Genomic DNA, 20,990 nt, shown 5'->3' on the forward strand with positions numbered 1-20,990 from the left:
CCGCCCGCCGTAGCGGCGGAAGATCGGTTCGATCAGGGTGTAGAGGAAGGCGAACTCGTCCTTGTAGTAGGCGTGGACGGCGATCGAGCCCCGGGGTTCGCCCTGAAAGGGCGACAGCCAGGCGTCGTCGGGGGCGATGCGGCGGGCCTCGATCGGGAAAAACACGTCGGGGCGGTGCTTCTCGATGGTCGCCACCACCTCCGCCAGGGCCTTCAGCTGAACCCCGGCCGGCAAGTGGAACTCCATCTCGTTGAACCGCACCGGACGCTCGGTGGACAGCAGCTTCCAGCCCTCGTCGATCGCCCGCTCGGGCTTGGCGCCGGCCAGCAGGGCGCGGGCGGCGGTCTTGCGCAGCGGGGTCGAGAAGCCCAGCAGGTTGCGCAGGCCCTTGAGGGCGTCGAGGAAGACGGTGTCCTGGTCCGGCCCACGCGCCAGGGCCGGCTTGTCGGTCTCGTCATGGCTGATAGCGACGGCCAGGCCCGTGAACGGCACGGCGTAGAACTCGTAGTTGCGGTGCTTGGCCCAGCGCGTCTCGGCCTGGGCCAGGGCGTCCTCGAACGGCTCGATCCAGACATTGCGCTCGATCCGGCGGTTGGGGATCGTCTTCAGTCGCGCCTGGGTGATGACGCCCAGGCTGCCCAGCGAGACCTTGGCGGCCTGGAAGATGTCGGACTGCCGCGTTTCGTCGCAGTCGATCACCTGGCCCTGGGGCGTGACCAGGCGCAGGGCGGTGACGTCGCCGTGCAGGGCCTTCAGCCCAATGCCCGTGCCATGGGTGCCGGTGCCCAGCGCCCCGGCCAGGGATTGCTTGTTGATGTCGGGCAGGTTGGCCATGGCCCGGCCGTTCCTGGCCAGGGCCGGACCCAGCGCGCCCAGCCGCGTGCCGGCCGCGACCACCGCCTCGTCGCCCTCCCAGGCGATGATCCCCGACAGGGCGTCCAGCGACACCAGGCTTCCGCTGGTCGGGGCCAGGGCGGTGAACGAGTGCCCCGCGCCCACCGGCCGGATCGGCGCGACGGCGGTCTTCAGGGCGACGACCAGCTCCGCCTCGGTCTTCGGCGCGAGGCGGGCCGAGGGATAGGCGTGCTGCACGCCCGACCAGTTGCGCCACAGCAGATGGCCCTCGGCGTCGGTGGTCGGCGGGGCCGGCGGCTCGGGCTTGTCGTGGGTGGCGACCGCATAGCCGCCGCCGACCGCCGCCGCGCCGAGGCCAAAGCCTCCGGCCAGCAGCGCCCCGCGTCTCGAGACCTTCATGCGCGCCCCCACCCCTATGTCGCGGGGTCTTCGCGCCCCGCCATGAAGCGTATGAGAGCTTTGAAATCGTCCGGGTTGCAAGCGACGCACTGTCCGCCGGCCGGCATGGCCTGGAAACCCTGGATACTGTGGTCGAGCAGCACGGCCTCGCCCTGCTTCCAGCGCGGGTCCCAGGCCTTGCGGTCGTGGACCAGCGGCGCGCCCGTGCCGGGGATGGCGTGGCAGGCCTTGCAGGACTCGCCGTAGAGCGTCGCGAGATGCGGATCGGCCGGCGCCAGCGCCAGGGCCTGCTCCGGGGTCGGCGCGGGCGGGACCGGCTTGGAACAGGCCGCCAGGCCCGCGACAAGGACCAGGGCGACCAGAACCCGCACTATTCGGCGATCCCGTTCAGGCGCTTGGCGGCGCTGACGGTGTTGGCCAGCAGCATGGCGATGGTCATCGGCCCCACCCCGCCCGGCACCGGCGTGATCGCTCCGGCCACTTCCTTGGCCTCGTCGAAGGCCACGTCGCCCACCAGACGGGTCTTGCCGGCCGCGGCCGCCACGGGGTCACGCGACGGGAAGCGGCTGATGCCGACGTCGATCACCGTGGCGCCCGGCTTGATCCAGTCGCCCTTGACCATCTCGGCCCGGCCCACTGCCGCCACCAGGATGTCGGCCTCGCGGCAAATGCCCGGCAGGTCCTTGGAGCGCGAATGGGCGATGGTCACCGTGCAGTCGGCGGCCAGCAGCAGTTGGGCCATAGGCTTGCCCATCAGGTTGGAGCGGCCGATCACCACCGCCCGCTTGCCCGTCAGGTCGCCGACCACGTCCCTGAGCAGCACCATGCAGCCGGCCGGGGTGCAGGAGGTCAGGGCCGGCAGGCCGCTGGCCAGGCGCCCGGCGTTGGTCACGGTCAGGCCGTCGACGTCCTTGTCGGGCGAGATCGCCGCGACGATCGCGGCCTGGCTGAGGTGGTCGGGCACCGGGAACTGCACCAGTACGCCGTGGATCGCCGGGTCGTCGTTGAGGCGCTCGACCAGCGACAGCAGCTCGGCCTGGCTGGTGTCGGCCGGCAGGCGGTGAGTTTCGGAATGCATGCCGGCGGCCAGGGTCTGCTCGCCCTTGCTGCGCACATAGACCTGGCTGGCGGGGTCCTCGCCGACCAGCACCACGGCCAGGCCCGGCGTCAGGCCATGCTCGGCCTTCAGCACCGCGACCTCGGCGGCGATCTTCTCGCGAAGCTGGGCCGCGAAGGCCTTGCCGTCGATGATTCTGGCTTGCGACATCGCCGTCTCCTGTTTGCGCGTGCCTAGCCCCTGGATCGACCGCACGCAATATCCGCCAACCGCCGCAGGAAGTCGCTTTACCGTCCGCCAATCATGCTAGAGCCGAACCATGGTCTCCGCGTCCGCATCCCAACGCGCCGACGTCGTCCTGGTGGGCGGCGGACTGGCCAACGGCCTGATCGCCCTGCGGCTGAAAAGCCTGCGGCCGACGCTGCGCGTGGTGCTGCTGGAGCAAGGCCCGACGATCGGCGGCGAGCACACCTGGTGCCACTTCGCCACCGACGTCGACGCCGCCGTGGCCGGCTGGCTGCGACCGCTGATCGTCCATCGCTGGTCGGGCTACGAGGTGCGGTTTCCGGGCCATCGGCGCGAACTGGCCACCGACTACCTGGCCATCACCTCGCAACGCCTGCACCAGGTGGTCAGCGCCGCCCTGGGGGCCGACGCCTGGCTGGGCGCCTCGGTCACCGACGTCAATCCGCACCAGGTCACCCTGGCCGACGGCCGGATCCTGGTCGCCGGGGCGGTGATCGACGGCCGCGGCCCGCGCAAGAGCCGCAGCCTGGCCCTCGGCTACCAGAAGTTCGTCGGCCAGGGCGTGCGCCTGACCGCGCCGCACGGCCTGACCCGACCGATCATCATGGACGCCACGGTCTCGCAGGAGGACGGCTACCGCTTCGTCTATGTCCTGCCGCTGGATCCGACACGCCTGTTGATCGAGGACACCCGCTACAGCGACGGCCCCGCCCTCGACCGCGTCGGCCTGCGCCGGGCGATCGGCGCCTACGCCAAGGCCCAGGGCTGGACCATCGCGCAGGTCGAGCGTGAGGAGGACGGCATCCTGCCCATCGCCCTGGGCGGCGACATCGACGCCTACTGGAAAGGGGCCCGCTCGCAGGTGGCCGAGGTGGGCCTGCGCGCCGCCCTGTTCCAGCCGACCACCGGCTATTCCCTGCCCGACGCGGCCCGCATGGCCGAGGCCATCGCCGGCCTGCCCAAGATCACCAGCGCCACGGTCCGGGCCTGCGTCGAGGCGCGGTCCAAGACCACCTGGCGGCGGCGGCGGTTCCTGCGGCTGCTCAATCGCATGCTGTTCAAGGCCTGCGCGCCCGACCAGCGCTACCGGGTGCTGGAGCGGTTCTACCGCCTGTCACCCGGCCTGATCCAACGCTTCTACGCCGCCCGCCTGACCCGCTGGGACAAGGTCCGGATCCTGATCGGCAAGCCGCCGGTGCCGATCTCGGCGGCCATCAAATGCATCGGCGAGAGCTCGGTGTTCGGAGGACAAGACGCATGACCAGCACGACGCCCCCCAAGCCCAAGGCCGCCGTGATCGGCGCCGGGTTCGGCGGCCTGGCCCTGGCCATCCGTCTGCAATCCAGCGGCTTCGACGTCACCGTGTTCGAAAGCCGCGAGAAGCCGGGCGGCCGGGCCTATGTCTGGCACGACGACGGCTTCACCTTCGACGCCGGCCCGACGGTGATCACCGATCCCGACTGCCTGAAGGAGCTGTTCGAACTCAGCGGCCGCCGGATCGAGGACTATGTCGAGCTGCTGCCGGTCGATCCCTTCTACCGCCTGGTCTGGGAGGACGGCGACGTCTTCGACTACGTCAACGACCAGGAGGGCCTCGACCGCCAGATCGCCGCCCGCAACCCGGCCGACGTCGAGGGCTACCGCCGCTTCCACGCCTATTCCGAGGAGCTGTACCAGAAGGGCTATGTCGAGCTGGGCGCCGTGCCGTTCCTCGATTTCGGCGCCATGCTCGCCAACGCCCCGGCCCTGATGAAGCTGCAGGCCTGGCGCAGCGTCTATGACAAGGTCGCCGGCTTCGTGAAGGACGAGCACGTGCGCCAGGCGCTGTCGTTCCACAGCCTGCTGGTCGGCGGCAGCCCGTTCGCCACCTCGTCGATCTACGCCCTGATCCACGCCCTGGAGCGGCGCGGCGGCGTCTGGTTCCCGCGCGGCGGCACCCACGCCCTGGTCCGGGCGCTGGTGAAACTGTTCGAAGACCTCGGCGGCCAGGTCCACCTGGGCCAGCCGATCCAGAAGATCACCACCAAGGCCGACCGCGTCACCGGCGTGGTCCGCCACGACGGCCTGTTCGAGGCCTTCGACACCGTCGCCTCCAACGCCGACGTCATGCACACCTACAAGGCGCTGCTGGCCGATGACCCGCGCGGCAAGAAGGTCGGCAGGGCGCTGGAGGCCAAGCGCTGGAGCCCGTCGCTGTTCGTGGTCTATTTCGGCCTGAAGACCACCCACCCCGAGATCCGCCACCACACCATCTGCTTCGGCAATCGCTATCGCGAGCTGATCGGCGAGATCTACGGCAAGGACGGCCTGGCCGACGACTTCTCGCTGTACCTGCACCATCCGACCGCCAGCGACCCGTCGATGGCTCCGGACGGCTGCTCGGCCTTCTACGCCCTGTCGCCGGTGCCCAACCTGAAGACCGCCGGCATCGACTGGTCGGTCGAGGGACCCAGGTATCGCGACAAGGTGCTGGCCTATCTGGAGAAGCACTACATCCCCGGCCTGACCGCCGACATGGTCACCTGCCGGTTCATCACCCCGGACGACTTCGTGACCGACCTCAACGCCTGGAAGGGCGCGGCCTTCTCGCTGGAGCCGATCCTGACCCAGAGCGCCTTCTTCCGCACCCACAACCGCGACGACGTCATTCCAAACCTCTATTTTGTCGGGGCCGGCACGCACCCGGGCGCGGGCATTCCGGGCGTGGTCGGTTCGGCCAAGGCGACGGCCGGGCTGATGTTCCACGACTTCATCGACGGCGGCGACGAGAGCGGCTGAATGACCGACACGCTGGAAATCCAGAGCCGCGAGGCGATCCAGAAAGGCAGCAAGAGCTTCGCCGCCGCTGCCGCCCTGTTCGACGCCGAAACCCGGGCCGACGCCGAGATGCTCTACGCCTGGTGCCGCCACTGCGACGACGTGATCGATGGCCAGACCCTGGGCCACGGCATGAGCCCGGTCGCCGACGGCCCGGCGCGCCTGGAGGCGCTCTACGCCCAGACCCGCGCCGCGATGGCGGGCGAGACGCCCACCGACCCGGTGTTCGCCGCCTTCCAGACCGTGGCCCTGCGCCGGGGCATCCCCGAGCGCTACGCCCTGGACATGATCGACGGCTTCGCCATGGACGTGGCGGGGCGACGATACGGGACGCTCGAAGACCTGCTCGAATACTGCTGGGGCGTGGCCGGGGTGGTCGGGACGATGATGGCCCTGGTCATGGGCGTCCGCCCGGACGACCTGCCCACCCTGCGCCGCGCCCAGGACCTGGGCCTGGGCTTCCAGCTGACCAACATCGCCCGCGACATCGTCGAGGACGCCCGCAACGGCCGGGTCTATGTGCCCGGCGACTGGCTGGCCGAACTGGGCGTGCCAGAGGATGCGGTGGCCGATCCGGCCCATCGCGGCGCCGTGGCGATCCTCGCGAAGAGACTGGTGGACGCCGCCGAGCCCTACTACGCCTCCGCCCGCTGGGGCCTGCGCGACCTGCCGGTCCGCTCGGCCTGGGCGATCGCCGCGGCGCGCGGGGTCTATCGGCAGATCGGGCTGGACGTGGTGAAGGCTGGCGACACGGCCTGGAACGAGCGCGTGGTGGTCAGCGGCCGGATGAAGGCCTGGCGGGCGCTGGAGGGCGGCGTCGTGGCGCTGCGCTCGGCGACCTTGGATCGGTGGGGGACGGCGCCGGAACGGCCAAGGATGTGGTCGAGGATTTGATGCTTTCGCTCAAAACAAGGTCGTCATCCCCCGACTTGTTCGGGGGACCCAAGCGACGTTGAAGAGCGCGCGCGGTTAGCTCGGCTTGGGTCCCCCGCATAAAGCGGGGGATGACGGGTTTAAAAGATGTGGCCCTAAACCCCCACACCCCGCTCCCTAAGCTTCGCCTTCAGCTCCCGCACCGGCCGGGCCAGCAGGAACCCGAACGACACCGCCCCGTCCTTCGTATGCACCGCGTGATGAATCCGGTGGGCCTGGATCAGCTGCCGCCAGTACCGCGACTTGCCCAGCGGCACCTTGAACCGCTGGTGCACCATGCCGTCGTGGAACACCGCGTAGATCGCCCCATAGGCCGTGACGCCCAGCCCGATCGGCAGCAGCCACGGAATGCCATGCACGCCGAAATAGATCGCCACGATGGCCGGGGCGGCGAACACCACCGCGAACAGGTCGTTGAGCTCGAACATCCCGGTGCGCGGCTCGTGGTGCGAGCGGTGCCATACCCACAGAAAGCCGTGCATCACGTAGCGATGCGTGAACCAGGCGAAGCCTTCCATGAAGGCCAGGGCCGCCAGGAACAGGGCCAGGTCGAGGCCAAGGATCTGCATCGTTCTCCTACCGTCGCAACCGGCGGGCCAGCACGTGGGCCAGGCCAAGCCCGACCAGGCCGATGGCCGCCAACACGCCCCAGGCCTTATACACCGCGCCGACCCCGGCGTCGCGCCAGAGGATGGCCTGATAGGCCTCGATGGCCCAGGCGTGCGGGGTGAACCAGCCCACCTGTTGCAGCCAGGGCGGCATCAGGAAGCGTGGCACCATGCTTCCGCCGATCGCCGCCAGCACCAGGATCACGAAGGTCGACAGCATCTGGGCCTGGTCACGCGTCCGGCAGATCGACACCAGGCCCAGCGCCAGACCCGCCGCGCAGGCGCAGGCCGCCAGGGTGGTCGGCAGCCACAGAGCCGCGTGCTGGACCACCGCCACGCCGTAGACGAACTGGGCGGTGGCGAAGATCGCCACGGCCTGGACGACGCCCTGGCCGACCAGGAACAGGAACTTGCCGGTCACCACCGGCCCCATGCCCGCCACCCCAGCCAGCAGGCGGTCGGCGACGCCGGTGCGCCGCTCCTCCATCAGGCCCAGCGCGCCCTGCATGGCGGAGAACAGAGCGAACAGGATCATCACCGCCCCGGCATAGTAGGCGATCACCCCGCCGCCGGTCTTGACGTCCTTGACCTCCTCGCGGACGAACAGGCCGGTGTCGGTCCTGGGCGGAGCCTCGCGCAGGGCCCGCGCCGCGGCGTCGACCCGGGCGGTCTGGGCGGGCGTCAACGGGCCCAGCGCCGGCGCGACCTGGTCGACCGTGCGGCGCAGGGCGACATCGGGCAAGGCGGCGGCCAGCACCTGCTGGACCCTGGCCCGGGTCAGGGGCGCGGCCACGGCGCGGCTGGAATCGGCGACGATCAGGAACGGCTTGCCCGCCCCGGCCGGGTCGGCGCGGATCACCAGCCCGGCGTCGGCCTGTCCCGCCTTGACCCGGCGGCGCACCTCACTGTCCGTGGACGGAGAAACGAGCTCGGCGCGGATGTCGGGCGACTTGACCAGCGCCGTCGTCAGCCGGGCGGAGGCCTCGGTCCGGGCCACATCGGCCACGGCCAGCTTCAGCTGGATGTTCTCGCCCGTCGTGCCGGCGAACACCGACGAGAAGATCAGGAACACCAGGGGCGGCAACAGAAAGGTCATGACCAGCGCGCCGCGGTCGCGCCACAGCTCCAGCGCCATGACCCGCACCATGGCGACGATCATCAGCAGGCGAGCGCTCATGCCGCCTGCTTCCGCTCGGCCAGCAGGGTGAACAGGTTGGCCAGCGACGGCTCGCGCACCCGGATCTCGTTCGGCGCCAGCCCGGCCGCGCGCAGGCGCTTGTCCAGCCGCTCGGCGGCCGCGTAGCCGTCGGCGTCGAGCCGCGACCAGACCAGCGACCGGGGCGTGCGCTCCAGCCCCTCCCCGGCCAGGCGGGCCTCGCCGGCGGGGTCGGCCTCCGCGGCCAAGTGGACCAGGATCTCCATCTGGGCGCCGAACGCTTCGGCGACCAGCGCCTTGGGCTCGCCTTCCAGCACCATCCGACCTTCGCGCAGGAACCCGACCCGATCGGCCAAGGCCCCGGCCTGCTCCAGGTCGTGGGTGGTCATCAGCACGGCGACGCCCAGGTCGCGCAGGCCCCGGATCACCGCGTCGACCGCCTCGCGGGCGTCGATGTCGACGCCGACGGTCGGCTCGTCGAGGATCAGCAGGGATGGTTCATGGACGATCGCGGCGGCGATGTTGGCGCGGCGCTGGTAGCCGCCCGACAGCTGCTTGATCGGCACATGGGCGCGATCGACCGTGCGGGTCAGTTCCAGGGCGCGCCGCACGGCGGCGGCCACAGCCTTGCGCGGCGTGCCGGCCAGGGCGGCGAAGGTCTGGAGGTTCTCGGCCACCGTCAGGTTCGGATAGAGGGCGATCTCCTGCGGGACCAGGCCCAGGCCGGCGCGGGCGGCCGGGACCCGCGCCGGGTCGCGGCCGTTCAGCAGCACCGTCCCGCCGTCGGGCCGGATGCGGCCGCAGATGGTGCGGATCAGGGTGGTCTTGCCCGCCCCGTTGGGTCCCAGCAGGGCGTAGATCTCGCCGGGACGCAGGGTCAGGTCGACGTCGCGCAGCACGGGCTTGCCGCCATAGGCGTGGACCGCGCCCCTTACCGTCAGAATGGGATCTGGACTCACGCCGCCGCCTTGCGCCCCGCGAACAGGCCGCCGACATAGGCGCCCAGCAAGTCGCCGCGGCCGACGCCGGCCAGGGCGTTCGAGGCGCTGGCCAGGTGACCCTCCATCGCCTGGCGGGCGCCGGCCGGGCCCAGGGTCGAAACCACCGTGGTCATGGCCGCGTCCTTGCCGACATCCTTGCCGGCCGCCTCGGTCGAGCCCTGGGCGTCGATCAGGTCGTCGCGGATCTGGAAGGCCAGGCCGATGTGGCGGGCGAACAGGCCGACGGCCTCGACCGCCGCCTCTGACGCCCCGGCGATCGCCGCCCCGCCCTGGGCGGCGGCGATGATCAGGACGCCGGTCTTCTCGTGGTTCAACCGGTCCAGCGTGGCCTGGTCGCGCAACCGGTCGCGGTCGAACAGGTCGCGGGCCTGGCCGGCGATCAGGCCGGAGAACCCCACCGCCTGGGCGGCGCGGGCGGTCAGGTCGGCGCGCAGCGGGCCCGGCAGGCCAGCGTCGGCGGCGATCACCGCATAGGCCTGGTTCAGCAGTCCGACGCCGGCCAGGATCGCCGTGGCCTCGTCGAAGGCCCGGTGGATGGTCGGCAGGCCCCGGCGCAGGCCGGCGTCGTCCATCGACGGCAGGTCGTCGAGGATCAGCGAGGCGGCGTGGATCATCTCGAAGGCGCAGGCCGCGTCCAGGGCCGCCCCCTCCGGCGCGCCGAACTCGGCGGCGGCCAGCAGGGTGACCATCGGGCGAAAGCGTTTTCCCGGCGCCAGCAGGGCGTAGCGCACCGCTTCGACCAGGCGGTCCGGCGCCGAGCCGACGGGTGGCGCGAGTTCGGCCAGCCGCCGATCGACGCCGACGCGCAGGGCTTCAAATCTCTGCGGAAAAGCGGCGTGGTCGTCCATCTCGCGAGTTGCGACCGTGTTCTTCTCGCCCCGACGCGGGCCCGCTCATTTGAAGGCGCCCTCGACGGGCGTCAACTCAAAGGTCCTCTCCCGGGAGGCTTCACCCCCGGCAGAAGCCGAAGAACCGCTTGATGTTGGCCCGCTCGGCCTCCGAGCGAGCGTTCTGGGGGTAGACCTGATCCTCGACCTGGGCGATCGCGCCGGTCTTCTCGAAACTGGCCAGCACCGGGTCGGCCAGCGGGATCTCGCCCATCGCGTCCCACCCGCCGGTCAGCTCCGAGCGCTGCAGCCGCGCCACGTAGCGCCCCTCGGCCTTGGCGGACCGGAACCGCACCGCGCCGGGGCCAGGCTTGCCCTTCTCAAGGTCGGTGACGAAGCCGACGGCCGGCGCCTGGCGGCGGCAGTCGAACATGATCCCGACGATGTCGCTGTCGGGCACGCCGTAGCTCAGGCGGACCTTGCCGCCGAGGCCCTCGCGATAGTTCCAGACCATGTTGGCCGGCGGCGACGGGGCCGCGCCCTCGGCCCGACCGGCGGTCAAGCCCATCGGCGGCGGCGCGGTCGAGCACGCCCCCAACACCGCGCCGCTCGCGCCCAGCACCAGCCAAAGTCCCCAGCGCTTCATCGTCCGTCCCTCAAATCCAGTCCAACGCCCCTGTAGCCGCGTTCGACGCGAATGGCGACGCTTCACACCCCATGGACGATCCGGACGGCGCAAGGCAGGTTGTGCGTTCGGGGTGACGCGCTGCCTGGAGAAACCTGATGAAGACCCCTACCCTCGCCGTCCTCGCCCTGGTCGCCGCGCTCGGCGCCTGCGACCGCAAGCCGGCCAAGGCGCCCGAGGCTCCGGCCGCCCCGGCGGCGCCCGCCGCGCCAGCCCCGGCCGCGGCCGCGCGGCCCCTGACCTTCGACCAGTCCGACGACGCCGCCAAGGTCGCCCTGCGCCTGCCGGCCGAGATCGCCCGGTTCCCCGCCCTGCACGCCCTGCTCTACGACCGCGAGGTCGCGGGCCTGAAGGCCTTCGCGGCCAAGGCCCAGACCGACCGCAAGGCCTCGGACGGCTCCTATCCCTGGCGGGCCTATGGCCGGCAGAGCCAATGGTTCCTGAGCGCCGACGCCGCGCCGCTGGTGGCCTTGCGCGCCCTGTGGTTCGAGGACACCGGCGGCGCCCATCCCAACCATGGCGGCGCCGCCCTTCTCTGGGACACCGCCAGCAACCGCGAGATCCAGACCAAGGCCCTGTTCCGTCCCGACGCCGACATGAAGGTGCTGGACAAGGCGATCTGCGACGCGGTCGGCGCCGCCAAGTCGCATCGCGACGGCGCCGTGCCGCTGAACGACATGTTCGCCTGCCCCAAATGGTCCGAAACCGTGCTGGTCCTGGCCCCCTCGACCACGCCGGGCAAGGTCGGCGGCCTGACCGCGATCATCGACCCCTACGTGGTCGGCCCCTATGCCGAGGGCGACTACGAGGTCACCGTCCCGGTCTCGGCCTTCCAGGGCCTGCTGGCCCCGGCCTATGCCGGCGCGTTCAGTGGCGCGCCGAAGTCGATGGGCAATCCGGACGGGACGCTGAGCGTGACCATGGATGTGGTGAAGTAGCGGCTCGCATCACCCCAGGCCGCAAACCTTGGCGAAGATCGCGACGGCGGCCTGCTCGGCGGACGTCCGAGCGTCGTGTGAAACGAACCCTCCGTAAGGATTCAAGGCGATCTTCCCCGTCGCCGAGAAAGCCGCGAGCACGGGATCTCGCCGGTCGGCCCGGAAATGCACGAAATCGTCGAAATCGAGCTCTTCCGGCACGAGCGCCTCGAAACGCCGAGAAGCTCCACCGCTGCGCAGTTCCATCGCCGGGACGTCAGGACCTTCGACCGCCGGGATCATGAACTCGACCCGATCCTTGGCGCGGTCGCAGATGAAGACGATCCCGATTTCATCCGAGTCGTCGACACCATAGGCCAGCCGTGCCGGTTCCTCGTTGGAAGGCGCGATATAGGCCCAGCTCATCGGCGGGCTCGCTGGTCCGACCCGCGTCGCGCACCCGCCGAGCATCGACAACCCAGCGACCGCGAGGAACCAGGGCCTCGGCTTCATGGACATGGTCCTACAACGGGATGTTGTCGTGCTTCTTCCAGGGGTTGGTCAGTTCCTTGCCCCTTAGGCTCTTCAGCGCCCGGACGATGCGGCGGCGGGTGCCGTGCGGCATGATCACGTCGTCGATATAGCCACGGCTGGCGGCCACGAACGGGTTGGCGAAGCGCGCCTTGTACTCGGCCTCGCGGGCGGCCAGGGCGACCGGGTCCTTGGCCTCCTGGCGGAAAATGATCTCGACCGCGCCCTTGGCCCCCATCACCGCGATCTCGGCGGTCGGCCAGGCGTAGTTGAAATCGCCGCGCAGGTGCTTGGAGCTCATCACGTCATAGGCCCCGCCATAGGCCTTGCGGGTGATGAGGGTGATCTTCGGCACCGTGGCCTCGGCATAGGCGAACAGCAGCTTGGCGCCGTGCTTGATCAGGCCGCCGTACTCCTGCTTGGTGCCGGGCATGAAGCCGGGCACATCCACCAGGGTGATGATCGGGATGTTGAAGGCGTCGCAGAACCGCACGAAGCGGGCCGCCTTGCGGCTGCTGTCGATGTCCAGCACGCCGGCCAGCACCTGAGGCTGGTTGGCGACGATGCCGACGCTCTCGCCGTCCATGCGGGCGAAGCCGCAGACGATGTTCTTGGCCCATTCGCTGCTGATCTCGAAGAAATCGGCCTCGTCTACGATCTTGAGGATCAGCTCCTTCATGTCGTAGGGCTTGCCCGGATCGCTGGGGATCAGGCTGTCGAGGCTGGGCTCCTCGCGATAGGCCTCATCGAAGCTCTCGCGCTCGGGGGCGGTCTCGCGGTTGGACGACGGCAGGAAGTCGATCAGGCGCCGCACCTGGGTCAGGGCTTCCAGGTCGTTCTCGAACGCCCCCTCGGCGACGCCCGACTTGCTGGCGTGCACCCGGGCCCCGCCCAGCTCCTCGGCGGTGACCACCTCGTTGGTGACGGTCTTGACCACGTCGGGACCGGTCACGAACATATAGCTGGTGTCCTTCACCATGAAGATGAAGTCGGTCATGGCCGGCGAATAGACGTCGCCGCCGGCGCACGGGCCCATGATCACGCTGATCTGCGGCACCACCCCCGAGGCCATGACGTTCTCGAGGAAGATGTCGGCATAGCCGGCCAGGCTGTCGACGCCCTCCTGGATGCGCGCCCCGCCGGCGTCGAACAGGCCAATGATCGGCGCCCCGACCTTCATCGCCTGGCGCTGGACCTTGACGATCTTGGCCGCGTGGGCGCCCGACAGCGAGCCGCCGAACACCGTGAAGTCCTTGGAGAAGACGTAGACCACCTTGCCGTTGATGGTGCCCCAGCCGGTGACGACGCCGTCGCCGGGCACCTTCTGCTCGGCCATGCCGAACTCGACGCCGCGATGCTCGACGAACATGTCGAACTCCTCGAACGAGCCTTCGTCCAGCAGCAGGTCGATGCGCTCGCGCGCCGTCAGCTTGCCCTTGGCGTGCTGGGCGGCCACCCGCTTCTCGCCGCCGCCGGCCCGCGCCTGCGCGCGACGACGATCCAGTTCCTCGAGAATGTGCTGCACGCGGACGCTCCCCTGCTCTTCTACTGGGTAGAATTCCCTACCTTATGGACCGACGCCTAATGGCGCGAGCCCTCCGTGGCAAGGCATCCGTTGCGGCAGTGCAGCAACACGCCAGGCCAGGTCCGCCGGGACGTAAACGGCGATGGTTCTCAGCGCCGTAGCGCCGCGAACCATTGCTCCAGCACCCCGGCCTCGACGGCCAGGGCCTGGGCGCGGGCGACAGCCTCGGCGTCCTGGCCCCAGGTCTCGGCCTGGAAGGTCTCCTCCAGCCGCGACAGGTCCAGGGCCCGTTGGCCGGTCACCGTCCCGGCCCGCAGCGCCAGCGACAGTACGGTCGAGCCCAGCAGGCCCGCGCCATAGGCCACGCCGGCCAGGGTGAAGTCGTCCATGGTCAGGGCCAGGGCCTCGACGGACGCCAGGGCGGCCGGCGGCTGGGCCGTGTGGATGACGCCGCTGACCGGCTGCAGGTTCAGGCCCAGCTCGACCCGGGCCCAGTCCAGCATGCCGCCCCAGTCGCGCTTCTGGCGCTCGACCAGCGGGGTCGGGTGATCGGCCCAGTAACAGAGCAAGTCGGAACCGGCATAAGCCGCGACCTCGGCGGCGACTTCGGCGCGGGTCTCGCGGATGCGGTCGATGGCGGTGAAGGCCAGGCGGGTGGCCGGCATCGCCGTGGAGTCGATGACCTCGACCTGGGCTTCCCACTCGTCGGCGACCAGCTGGGCCAGGGCCTGGGTGGGCAGGACCAGCGGCGCCTTGGCCGGCGACTTGGGCGTGCGGCCGTCCAGCAGCACGGCGAAACCACCCTCGTGAGGCGCGGTGGTCGCGGCCTTGTAGAACCGGCGGGGGCGATGCAGCAGGTCGGGCTTGTCGGCCAAGGCGTGATCTTCTTTTCAATCCGGACATCAAAGAAACGCGTCCAACGCGTTGAATGGGCAAACAACGCCCACGACGCAAGGGAGAGACGGCTTGAGCCTGCCTCCGACCGACATGATGGCCGCCATCGCCGTCACCCGCTTTGGCCTCGGCGCGCGGCCCGGCGAGATCGCGGCGGCGCGAAGCGACCCGCGCGGCTTCCTGACCGCTCAGATCCGCCCCCAGGGCGCCGACCAGCCGCAGGCCGACGCCGAAAGCTCGGCCCAGCGGCTGTCCGACTTCCGGGACTACCAGATGCAGAAGCGCGACGCGAAGGCCGCCGCGAGCGTGACGGGCGGCGACCCCAAGTCCGATCCGATCAAGGACGCCAGGAAGATGCTGCGCGACGACACGGGCGGCGACTTCCTGGCCCGCGCCCAGTTGGCCTCGACCACGGACGCCGCGTTTCGCGAGCGCTGGGCGCTGTTCTGGGCCAACCACTTCACCGTCTCGGCCACCAAGCAGGTCACCGGCACGGTGATCGGGCCGTTCGAGCAGGAGGCCATCCGCCCGCACGTGTTCGGCCGCTTCGAGGACCTGCTGGTCGCCTCGTCCACCCACCCGGCCATGCTGCTCTATCTGGACCAGGCCCAATCCATCGGTCCCGACAGCAGGGCGGGCGCCTCCACGAAGCTGCGGGCGAAGGGAGCCGGCCTCAACGAGAACCTGGCCCGCGAGATCATGGAACTGCACACGGTCGGCGTCGAGGCCGGCTACAGCCAGACCGACGTCACCGAGTTCGCCCGGGCCATGACCGGCTTCAGCATCGGCCGGCCGCAGGAGGAACACGCCTTCCAGTTCCTGTTCCGCGACAACGCCCACGAACCCGGCGCGCGGACGGTGATGGGTCGGCGCTACGGCCAGGGCGGCCAGGCCCAGGCCCTGGCCGTGATGCGCGACCTGGCCGCCGGTTCCCAGACCGCCCGCCACGTCGCGACCAAGCTGGCCGTCCATTTCGTCGGCGATGACCCGCCCCCGGCCCTGGTGGCCCGACTGGAGCGCAGCTTCAGCGACAGCGGCGGCCGGCTCGACGATCTGGCCCGCACGCTGGTCACCGCGCCCGAGGCCTGGGACCCCGCCCCCGCCAAGTTCAAGACGCCGTACGAGTTCGCGATCTCGACCTGGCGCTCGGTCGGCGGCCAGCCCCAGGCGATCGGCAAGCTGGCGCCGGTGTTGACCGGCCTGGGTCAGAAGCCGTTCTCGGCCCCCTCGCCCAAGGGCTGGCCGGAGGAGGCCCAGGTCTGGTGCGCGCCCGACGCCCTGATCAAGCGCCTGCGGTTCAGCGAGGCCTTCGCGGCCCAGGCGGCCGACCGCCTCGACCCCGTCGACTTCGCCCAGTCGACCCTGGGCGCCCGTCTCACCCCGCCCGTCGCCAAGGCCGTGGCCCGGGCCGAGACCCGCCGCGAGGCCATGGCCCTGTTGCTGATGAGTCCGGAGTTCCAACGCCGATGAACGCGCGCCCCTCTCGCCGGTCCCTGCTGGCCGGCATCGGTCTTTCGGTCAGCTTCCTGGGCGGATCGGCCTTCGCCGCCGCCGACGGCCCGCTGTCGAAACGCAAGATGGTGGTGGTGATCTGCCGGGGCGGCATGGACGGCCTGACCGTCAGCCCGCCGATCGGCGATCCCGACTACGCCGCCCTGCGCGGCGATGTGGCCGTGCCCGCCGACCAGGCGCTGAATCTGGACGGAACCTTCGCCCTGCATCCGGCCCTGACCTCGGTGCACGCCCTGGCGCTGAAGGGTCAGGCCCGTATCGCCCCGGCCATCGCCAGCCCCGACCGGGCCCGCTCGCACTTCGAGGCCCAGGACGTTCTGGAGACCGGCGCCGCCCAGGTCTACGGCGTCGGTTCCGGCTGGCTGAACCGGACGCTGGAGGTGATGGGACCCCGGAAGATCGAGGGCCTGTCGGTCGGCGCCACCGCCCCGTTGATCCTGCGCGGCAAGGTCCAGGCGGCCAGTTGGTCGCCCGGTCCAGGCGTCGACGAGACTGCCCGCCTGCCGACCCTGTTGCAGGACCTCTACCGAACCGACCCGCTGATGGGCCCGGCCTTCGCGCGCGGCCTGGAGACCGAGGCCATGGCCCAGGCGGCGACGCCGCCCCCGGCTTCCAAGATCATTCCGGCCTCGACCGACAAGGCGTCCATGGCCCCGGTCGCCGCCAACCCCAAGCAAGGCCGCGAGACCGCGCGAACCCTGGGCGCGACCTTGGGCGGCTTCATGATCCAACCCAGCGGCCCGCGCATCGCGGCCATCTCGCTGGACGGCTGGGACACCCACGCCGGCCAGGTCGGCCAGCTCAACACCCGCCTGTCCTATCTCGACGCCATGCTCGACGGGCTGAACAGCGGGCTGGGCGCGGAATGGAGCGACACCGTGGTGGTGGTCGCCACCGAGTTCGGCCGCACCGCCCGCGTCAACGGCACCGGCGGCACCGACCACGGCACGGGCTCGACCGCCCTGGTGCTGGGCGGCGGGCTGAAGAAAGGCGGCATCATCGGCGACTGGCCGACCCTGAAACAGACGGCGCTGTTCGAGAACCGCGACGTGACGCCCAGCCTGGACCTGCGCGGCCTGTTCAAGGGCGTGCTGGGCGAGCACATGGGCGTCGAGCGCGCGGCGCTGGAGGGGACGGTGTTTCCCGACAGCGCGGCGGCGGAGATGGTGACGGGGTTGGTTTAGCTCGCCCTTGCCCCCACCTGACCGCTTCGCGGTCTGTCCGCCCCCATAGGGGGCGGAGCCTCGCGCTCTAGGCTCTTCCCCCTATGGGGGAAGACGGCCGAAGGCCCGTAGGGGGCAAGTGGGTCGCCGCCCTACCGCCGCTTCACCTGCCGCCGCGCGAACGGGTCGTACTCGGCCTCGTCTTCCGAGAAGCCGAACTTGGCGAAGCCGGCCTTCATCTCGGGGCTCAGCGGCGCCTCGATGGCCAGGGTGCCGACCGTCGGGTGAGGCAGCAGGATCGAGCGGGCGTGAAGTTGCAGCTTCAGGCCCTCCGACAATTGCAGCGCCTTCTCGTCGCTATATTTGGGGTCGCCGAGGATCGGGTGGCCGATGGCCTTCATGTGGGCGCGCAGCTGGTGAGTGCGGCCGGTGTGCGGGCGCAGGGCCATCCAGGTGACGCGTGGGCCGGCCCGGCTGATCGAGACGAATTCGGTCTCGGCCGGCTGGGCGTCCGGATCCTTGGGTTCGGCCGGCACGACCAGTTCGCGGTCGCCGACGCCCCGCTTCGCAAGGTGCAGCTCGATCACGCCCTCGGTCGGGTGCGGGTTGCCGGCGACGATGGCCCAGTAGGTCTTCTGGGCGCGACGCCGGGCGAAGGCGCCCGACAACTTGGCCGCCGCGCCGGGGGTCTTGCCCAGCAGCAGCACGCCGGAGGTGTCGCGGTCCAGGCGGTGGACCAGCTTGGGCCGGTTGACGCCCTCGCCCCAGGCGCTGAGCAGCTTGTCGATGTGGTGGGTGGTCTTGGTGCCGCCCTGCACGGCCAGGCCGGCGGGCTTGTTCAGCGCCAGGACTTCCTCGTCCTCGTACAGCACCAGCGACTTGGCGAAGGCGATGTCGCGCTTGGACAGGGCCAGCTTCTCGTTCGGGTCGGGGGCGTCGGGCAGCGGCGGCACGCGGATCTGCGCCCCAGCCGCCAGCTTGGTGTCGGCCTTGGCCCGCGAGCCGTCGACCCGCACCTGGCCAGAGCGGAACAGCTTGTTGAGCTGGATGTGGTTCAGATGCGGCCAGCGGCGCTTGAACCAGCGGTCCAGGCGGACGCCGTCCTCGCCGTTGTCCACATAGAGCGTACGTACTTCTTTCATGCCGCGAAAATCCTGCGGGCGATCAAGAGGCCCGCGAAAACAGCCGCCACGGACAGGATCACGCTGGCGGTCGTATAGGTAAAGGCCTGGGCGTAGGCGCGCTTCTCGATCATCAGCGCGGTCTCCAGCGAAAAGGCCGAAAAGGTGGTGAAGCCGCCCAACACGCCGACCCCAAGCAGGATGCGCCATTGCTCCTGATTGGCGTCGCCGCGGTGGGCGAGCCAGGAAACCAACGCTCCCATCAGCAACCCGCCCGTCAGATTGACGATGAAGGTGCCGTAGGGCCAGTTGAACCCGAACAGGCGGAGGCTTTGCACGCCCACCAGATATCGGGCGACGGCGCCGAGGGCGCCACCGGCGGCTACGAGGAAGAGTTTGGTCATTGGGCCCCTTATGCGCCGCGCGGGCCCGAACGCCAAGTCGGTCGGATCGCCGCCACTCCGGTCACATCGGCGTGGCCCGTCGGCGCCTTCAGCGGAATCGCCGACAACACCCTTAACGGCCCAGGCCCGGCGTCAGGCCTCGGACCCGCCGGATTGACTGATTTTCGCGCTCTATACTCCGCCCGAACTCTCCCCGCGCCCAAGTAAACCGCAGACTAAGCTGTACTGTAGAGGCGTGCTTAAGCCTTGAGCGACTTGCGGTAACCGCGTTTGGAAACTGTATTCTTGCACCGACCGTTAAGCGTATGAAGGGCATGTTCGAGTCTCCTCACGCGCCAAGGCGAACATGCCCTTCGATACGAGCCAGAACGACGACCGCAACGAGCGCCTGGCGCTCAGCGCCCCCGTGCTCCAAAGGCTGGCGGGGTCGGATTTGATCGCCCGTGGCTCGGTCAACATCATCAGCACCAAGGCGATCCGCCGCTGGGCCGGCGACTGGTGGGACAAGAAGCGTGTCGATGTCTGGACCTATGTCGAGCGCAAGCTGGCCGAACACCTGGACCGCGCCGACCTGCGCGCCCGGATCGGCGAGGACGACTTCCTGATCGCGATGAACAACGACCAGGGCCTGGCGGCCCAGGCCACCAGCGTGCGCATTCTCGAAGACGTGCTGACCCACCTGCTGGGCGCGGCCGAGCCGTCCGACCTGGGCGTGCGCGCCGTGATCGGCGTCGAGGCGACCGGCGTCGTCTGCCGCCCCATCGACGCCGCGGTGGTCCTGGCCGCCCGGGCCCGCCGCGACTCGATGCGCTCGCCCATCCGTTTCGACATCGATCCGCTGGAAGAGACCCGCCGCACCCCGGTGGCCTTCACCACCGGCGGCGGCGCGGCCCTGCGCGTCGACTTCACCCTCGAGCACATGATCAGCCTGCGCCGCAACGTGGCCACGGCCGTGCGCATCGAGCCGGTCGTCACCCACCTGGGCTCGGGCAAGCAGATCAGCGCCCGCGCCGTCTCGCGCCTGCCCGACCGCGACGCCGCCTTCATCGACGAGGCGGCCCTGAAGTTCGCCGCCGTCTTCGCCCGCGCCTCGCAGGGCCATGACCGTCCCGACCTGATCGTGCCGGCCTCGTTCCGCACCCTGGGCACCCAGCGCGGCCGCGACATGCTGACCGGCACCAGCGGCCTGTCCCTGGCCCTGTTGCGCGGCGGGGTGATGATGGAGCTGGTCGACGTCACGCGCGGCACGCCCGCCGGCCGCCTGCTGGAAGTGGTCGGCCTGCTCAAGGCCCTGACGCGCGGCGTCATCGCCCGGGTGCCGCCCGAGAAGGAAGCGCTGCGGGTGCTGCGCGACGCCCGCCTGGCCGGCCTGACCCTCGACGCCAGCGACCTGTCCGGCCCGGCCGAGAAAATCGCCGCCGAGATCATGGCCTTCGGCCGCGACGCCAAGGGCCTGGCCCCGATGGTCGCCCTGCAGGGCCTGCCCGCCGAGGGCTATTTCGCCGCCGCCGAGACGGCGGGCCTGACCCACGCGGCGCTGCGGGCTTCGCACCCGATCCCGGCGACCGCCGCCAAGAAGGCGGTCGGGTAGCTCGGAAGGTTCAGATCGCCGCCCGGCCGTGTCCCACGGTCCGGACGATGTCGCGGGCGTCGTAGACGTCGCGGTCGTTCGGCTTGGCGCCCTTGCCGAACACCACTTCCATCGAGCTGCTGACGGCGGGACCGGGACCGAGGTTGAAGCTGGTGCCCAGCCCCACCCCGACAGAGCTCCTGCGGCCGTAGCTGCCCGAACCGCCGCCGATCGACAGGGTCGAACCCCGGCCCTGGCCGGTCGACTGGGTCACCCGGTCGGCGACGCGGAACCAGTCGTAGCCGTCGCGCAGCGCCAGCTCGGCCGAGCGCAGCAGCGCGTAGTCCGACACCTGGTTGACCGGCGCGCCGGGATTGCCCTGGAAGGTCACGCGGTAGCGGCCGCTCTCCAACCGGTATTCGGAATAGCCCGCCGCGCGCGGCGCGGTCTGCGGGCCGTAGAGGGTCGGGGCGGCGGTGGCGCAGGCGCTCAACAGGGCGGCGGAAAAGGCCAGGGCGATCAGCGGCTTCATGACAACATCTCCTGCCAGGCTTAACGGGCGTCCGGCCGCTCGCGTTCCGGCCCCTGCCGATCTGGAACGGCAAGGCCCAGCTTATCCAGAATCGCGCGCATGTCGTCCGGGATCGGCGCGCTGATCCGCCGCTCGCCGCCCTCCGGGTGCGGGAAGACCAGGCTGGCGGCGTGCAGCATCAGGCGCGGCACGGGCGCGCCGCCCAGCATCAAGGCCCCGCCGTAGCGGCTGGGGGGG

Annotated in this window: 21 protein-coding genes and 1 pseudogene; 7 read left to right on the forward strand and 15 right to left on the reverse strand. The window is 70.5% G+C overall.

Going from position 1 to position 20,990, the window contains the following annotated elements; all coding sequences use genetic code 11:
- The 3 genes from PMI01_RS16715 to folD all read right to left on the reverse strand — a co-directional run.
- Positions 1–1,254, reverse strand: a 1,254-nt coding sequence (locus PMI01_RS16715; protein WP_007671480.1) for a D-arabinono-1,4-lactone oxidase, incomplete at its 3' end; no start/stop codon positions are given.
- A gap of 14 nt (positions 1,255–1,268) precedes the next feature.
- Positions 1,269–1,625: a c-type cytochrome gene (locus PMI01_RS16720; RefSeq protein ID WP_007671482.1), complete on the reverse strand. Its 357-nt coding sequence runs from the start codon at positions 1,623–1,625 to the stop codon at positions 1,269–1,271.
- Entirely contained in the window at positions 1,625–2,521 is an 897-nt protein-coding gene (gene folD / locus PMI01_RS16725) for a bifunctional methylenetetrahydrofolate dehydrogenase/methenyltetrahydrofolate cyclohydrolase FolD (RefSeq protein ID WP_007671485.1), read from the reverse strand. Before folD ends, PMI01_RS16720 begins: the two co-directional genes overlap by 1 nt.
- A gap of 109 nt (positions 2,522–2,630) precedes the next feature.
- On the opposite strand from folD, the gene crtY reads away from it, so the two are divergent.
- From crtY to PMI01_RS16740, 3 genes are read left to right on the forward strand one after another with little or no spacing between them, the layout of a single operon-like run.
- Positions 2,631–3,818 carry a lycopene beta-cyclase CrtY gene (gene crtY / locus PMI01_RS16730; protein ID WP_007671486.1) on the forward strand — a complete coding sequence of 396 codons (1,188 nt, stop codon included), beginning with the start codon at positions 2,631–2,633 and terminating at the stop codon, positions 3,816–3,818.
- Entirely contained in the window at positions 3,815–5,335 is a 1,521-nt protein-coding gene (locus PMI01_RS16735) for a phytoene desaturase (protein WP_007671487.1), read from the forward strand. Before crtY ends, PMI01_RS16735 begins: the two co-directional genes overlap by 4 nt.
- Positions 5,336–6,268: a phytoene/squalene synthase family protein gene (locus PMI01_RS16740; RefSeq protein ID WP_007671488.1), complete on the forward strand. Its 933-nt coding sequence runs from the start codon at positions 5,336–5,338 to the stop codon at positions 6,266–6,268.
- Between the two features lie 134 nt (positions 6,269–6,402).
- Here PMI01_RS16740 and PMI01_RS16745 read toward each other — a convergent pair whose 3' ends face one another.
- The 5 genes from PMI01_RS16745 to PMI01_RS16765 form a co-directional block, all read right to left on the reverse strand.
- Positions 6,403–6,876 carry a sterol desaturase family protein gene (locus PMI01_RS16745; RefSeq protein ID WP_007671489.1) on the reverse strand — a complete coding sequence of 158 codons (474 nt, stop codon included), beginning with the start codon at positions 6,874–6,876 and terminating at the stop codon, positions 6,403–6,405.
- A 7-nt stretch (positions 6,877–6,883) separates the two neighbouring features.
- Positions 6,884–8,092, reverse strand: coding sequence for an ABC transporter permease (locus tag PMI01_RS16750; RefSeq protein WP_007671490.1), 1,209 nt, complete (start codon positions 8,090–8,092; stop codon positions 6,884–6,886).
- Positions 8,089–9,030: an ABC transporter ATP-binding protein gene (locus PMI01_RS16755; protein ID WP_007671491.1), complete on the reverse strand. Its 942-nt coding sequence runs from the start codon at positions 9,028–9,030 to the stop codon at positions 8,089–8,091. The genes PMI01_RS16750 and PMI01_RS16755 overlap by 4 nt, the downstream gene beginning before the upstream one ends.
- Positions 9,027–9,920 (reverse strand): polyprenyl synthetase family protein, encoded by an 894-nt coding sequence (locus PMI01_RS16760; protein ID WP_007671493.1) that lies wholly within the window; start codon positions 9,918–9,920, stop codon positions 9,027–9,029. Before PMI01_RS16760 ends, PMI01_RS16755 begins: the two co-directional genes overlap by 4 nt.
- A 100-nt stretch (positions 9,921–10,020) precedes the next feature.
- Complete coding sequence (locus tag PMI01_RS16765; protein ID WP_007671494.1) at positions 10,021–10,545, reverse strand: hypothetical protein; 525 nt, start codon at positions 10,543–10,545, stop codon at positions 10,021–10,023.
- Positions 10,546–10,682: 137 nt separating this feature from the next.
- Here PMI01_RS16765 and PMI01_RS16770 point away from each other — a divergent pair, with 137 nt between their 5' ends.
- The gene (locus PMI01_RS16770; protein ID WP_007671496.1) at positions 10,683–11,522 is read left to right on the forward strand and encodes an RsiV family protein; all 840 of its coding nucleotides are present in this window, start codon (positions 10,683–10,685) and stop codon (positions 11,520–11,522) included.
- A gap of 9 nt (positions 11,523–11,531) precedes the next feature.
- Here the strand turns inward: PMI01_RS16770 and PMI01_RS16775 are convergent, their stop codons facing one another.
- The 3 genes from PMI01_RS16775 to PMI01_RS16785 form a co-directional block, all read right to left on the reverse strand.
- The gene (locus PMI01_RS16775; protein ID WP_007671499.1) at positions 11,532–11,927 is read right to left on the reverse strand and encodes a hypothetical protein; all 396 of its coding nucleotides are present in this window, start codon (positions 11,925–11,927) and stop codon (positions 11,532–11,534) included.
- A gap of 97 nt (positions 11,928–12,024) precedes the next feature.
- A complete protein-coding gene (locus PMI01_RS16780; protein WP_007671500.1) occupies positions 12,025–13,557 on the reverse strand; it encodes an acyl-CoA carboxylase subunit beta in 1,533 nt (510 codons plus the stop codon).
- A 149-nt stretch (positions 13,558–13,706) separates the two neighbouring features.
- Complete coding sequence (locus PMI01_RS16785) at positions 13,707–14,432, reverse strand: ATP12 family chaperone protein (RefSeq protein WP_007671502.1); 726 nt, start codon at positions 14,430–14,432, stop codon at positions 13,707–13,709.
- A gap of 91 nt (positions 14,433–14,523) precedes the next feature.
- Here PMI01_RS16785 and PMI01_RS16790 point away from each other — a divergent pair, with 91 nt between their 5' ends.
- On the forward strand, positions 14,524–15,921 hold the full coding sequence (locus PMI01_RS16790; RefSeq protein WP_007671504.1) for a DUF1800 domain-containing protein: 1,398 nt from the start codon (positions 14,524–14,526) through the stop codon (positions 15,919–15,921).
- Positions 15,918–17,147 carry a DUF1501 domain-containing protein gene (locus PMI01_RS16795; protein ID WP_007671506.1) on the forward strand — a complete coding sequence of 410 codons (1,230 nt, stop codon included), beginning with the start codon at positions 15,918–15,920 and terminating at the stop codon, positions 17,145–17,147. The genes PMI01_RS16790 and PMI01_RS16795 overlap by 4 nt, the downstream gene beginning before the upstream one ends.
- A 131-nt stretch (positions 17,148–17,278) precedes the next feature.
- Here the strand turns inward: PMI01_RS16795 and PMI01_RS16800 are convergent, their stop codons facing one another.
- Together PMI01_RS16800 and crcB are read right to left on the reverse strand one after the other, a co-directional pair.
- On the reverse strand, positions 17,279–18,268 hold the full coding sequence (locus tag PMI01_RS16800) for an RluA family pseudouridine synthase (RefSeq protein WP_007671507.1): 990 nt from the start codon (positions 18,266–18,268) through the stop codon (positions 17,279–17,281).
- The gene (crcB, locus tag PMI01_RS16805; RefSeq protein WP_007671508.1) at positions 18,265–18,651 is read right to left on the reverse strand and encodes a fluoride efflux transporter CrcB; all 387 of its coding nucleotides are present in this window, start codon (positions 18,649–18,651) and stop codon (positions 18,265–18,267) included. Before crcB ends, PMI01_RS16800 begins: the two co-directional genes overlap by 4 nt.
- Before the next feature lie 346 nt (positions 18,652–18,997).
- Here crcB and PMI01_RS16810 point away from each other — a divergent pair, with 346 nt between their 5' ends.
- Complete coding sequence (locus PMI01_RS16810) at positions 18,998–20,242, forward strand: hypothetical protein (RefSeq protein WP_007671509.1); 1,245 nt, start codon at positions 18,998–19,000, stop codon at positions 20,240–20,242.
- Between the two features lie 10 nt (positions 20,243–20,252).
- Here the strand turns inward: PMI01_RS16810 and PMI01_RS16815 are convergent, their stop codons facing one another.
- Entirely contained in the window at positions 20,253–20,753 is a 501-nt protein-coding gene (locus tag PMI01_RS16815; RefSeq protein WP_007671510.1) for a CC0125/CC1285 family lipoprotein, read from the reverse strand.
- Positions 20,754–20,773: 20 nt separating this feature from the next.
- Positions 20,774–20,990 (reverse strand): annotated as a pseudogene (locus PMI01_RS16820) (RluA family pseudouridine synthase); the annotation flags it as partial.

It is taken from the genome of Caulobacter sp. AP07 (assembly GCF_000281955.1).
Lineage (GTDB): Bacteria > Pseudomonadota > Alphaproteobacteria > Caulobacterales > Caulobacteraceae > Caulobacter.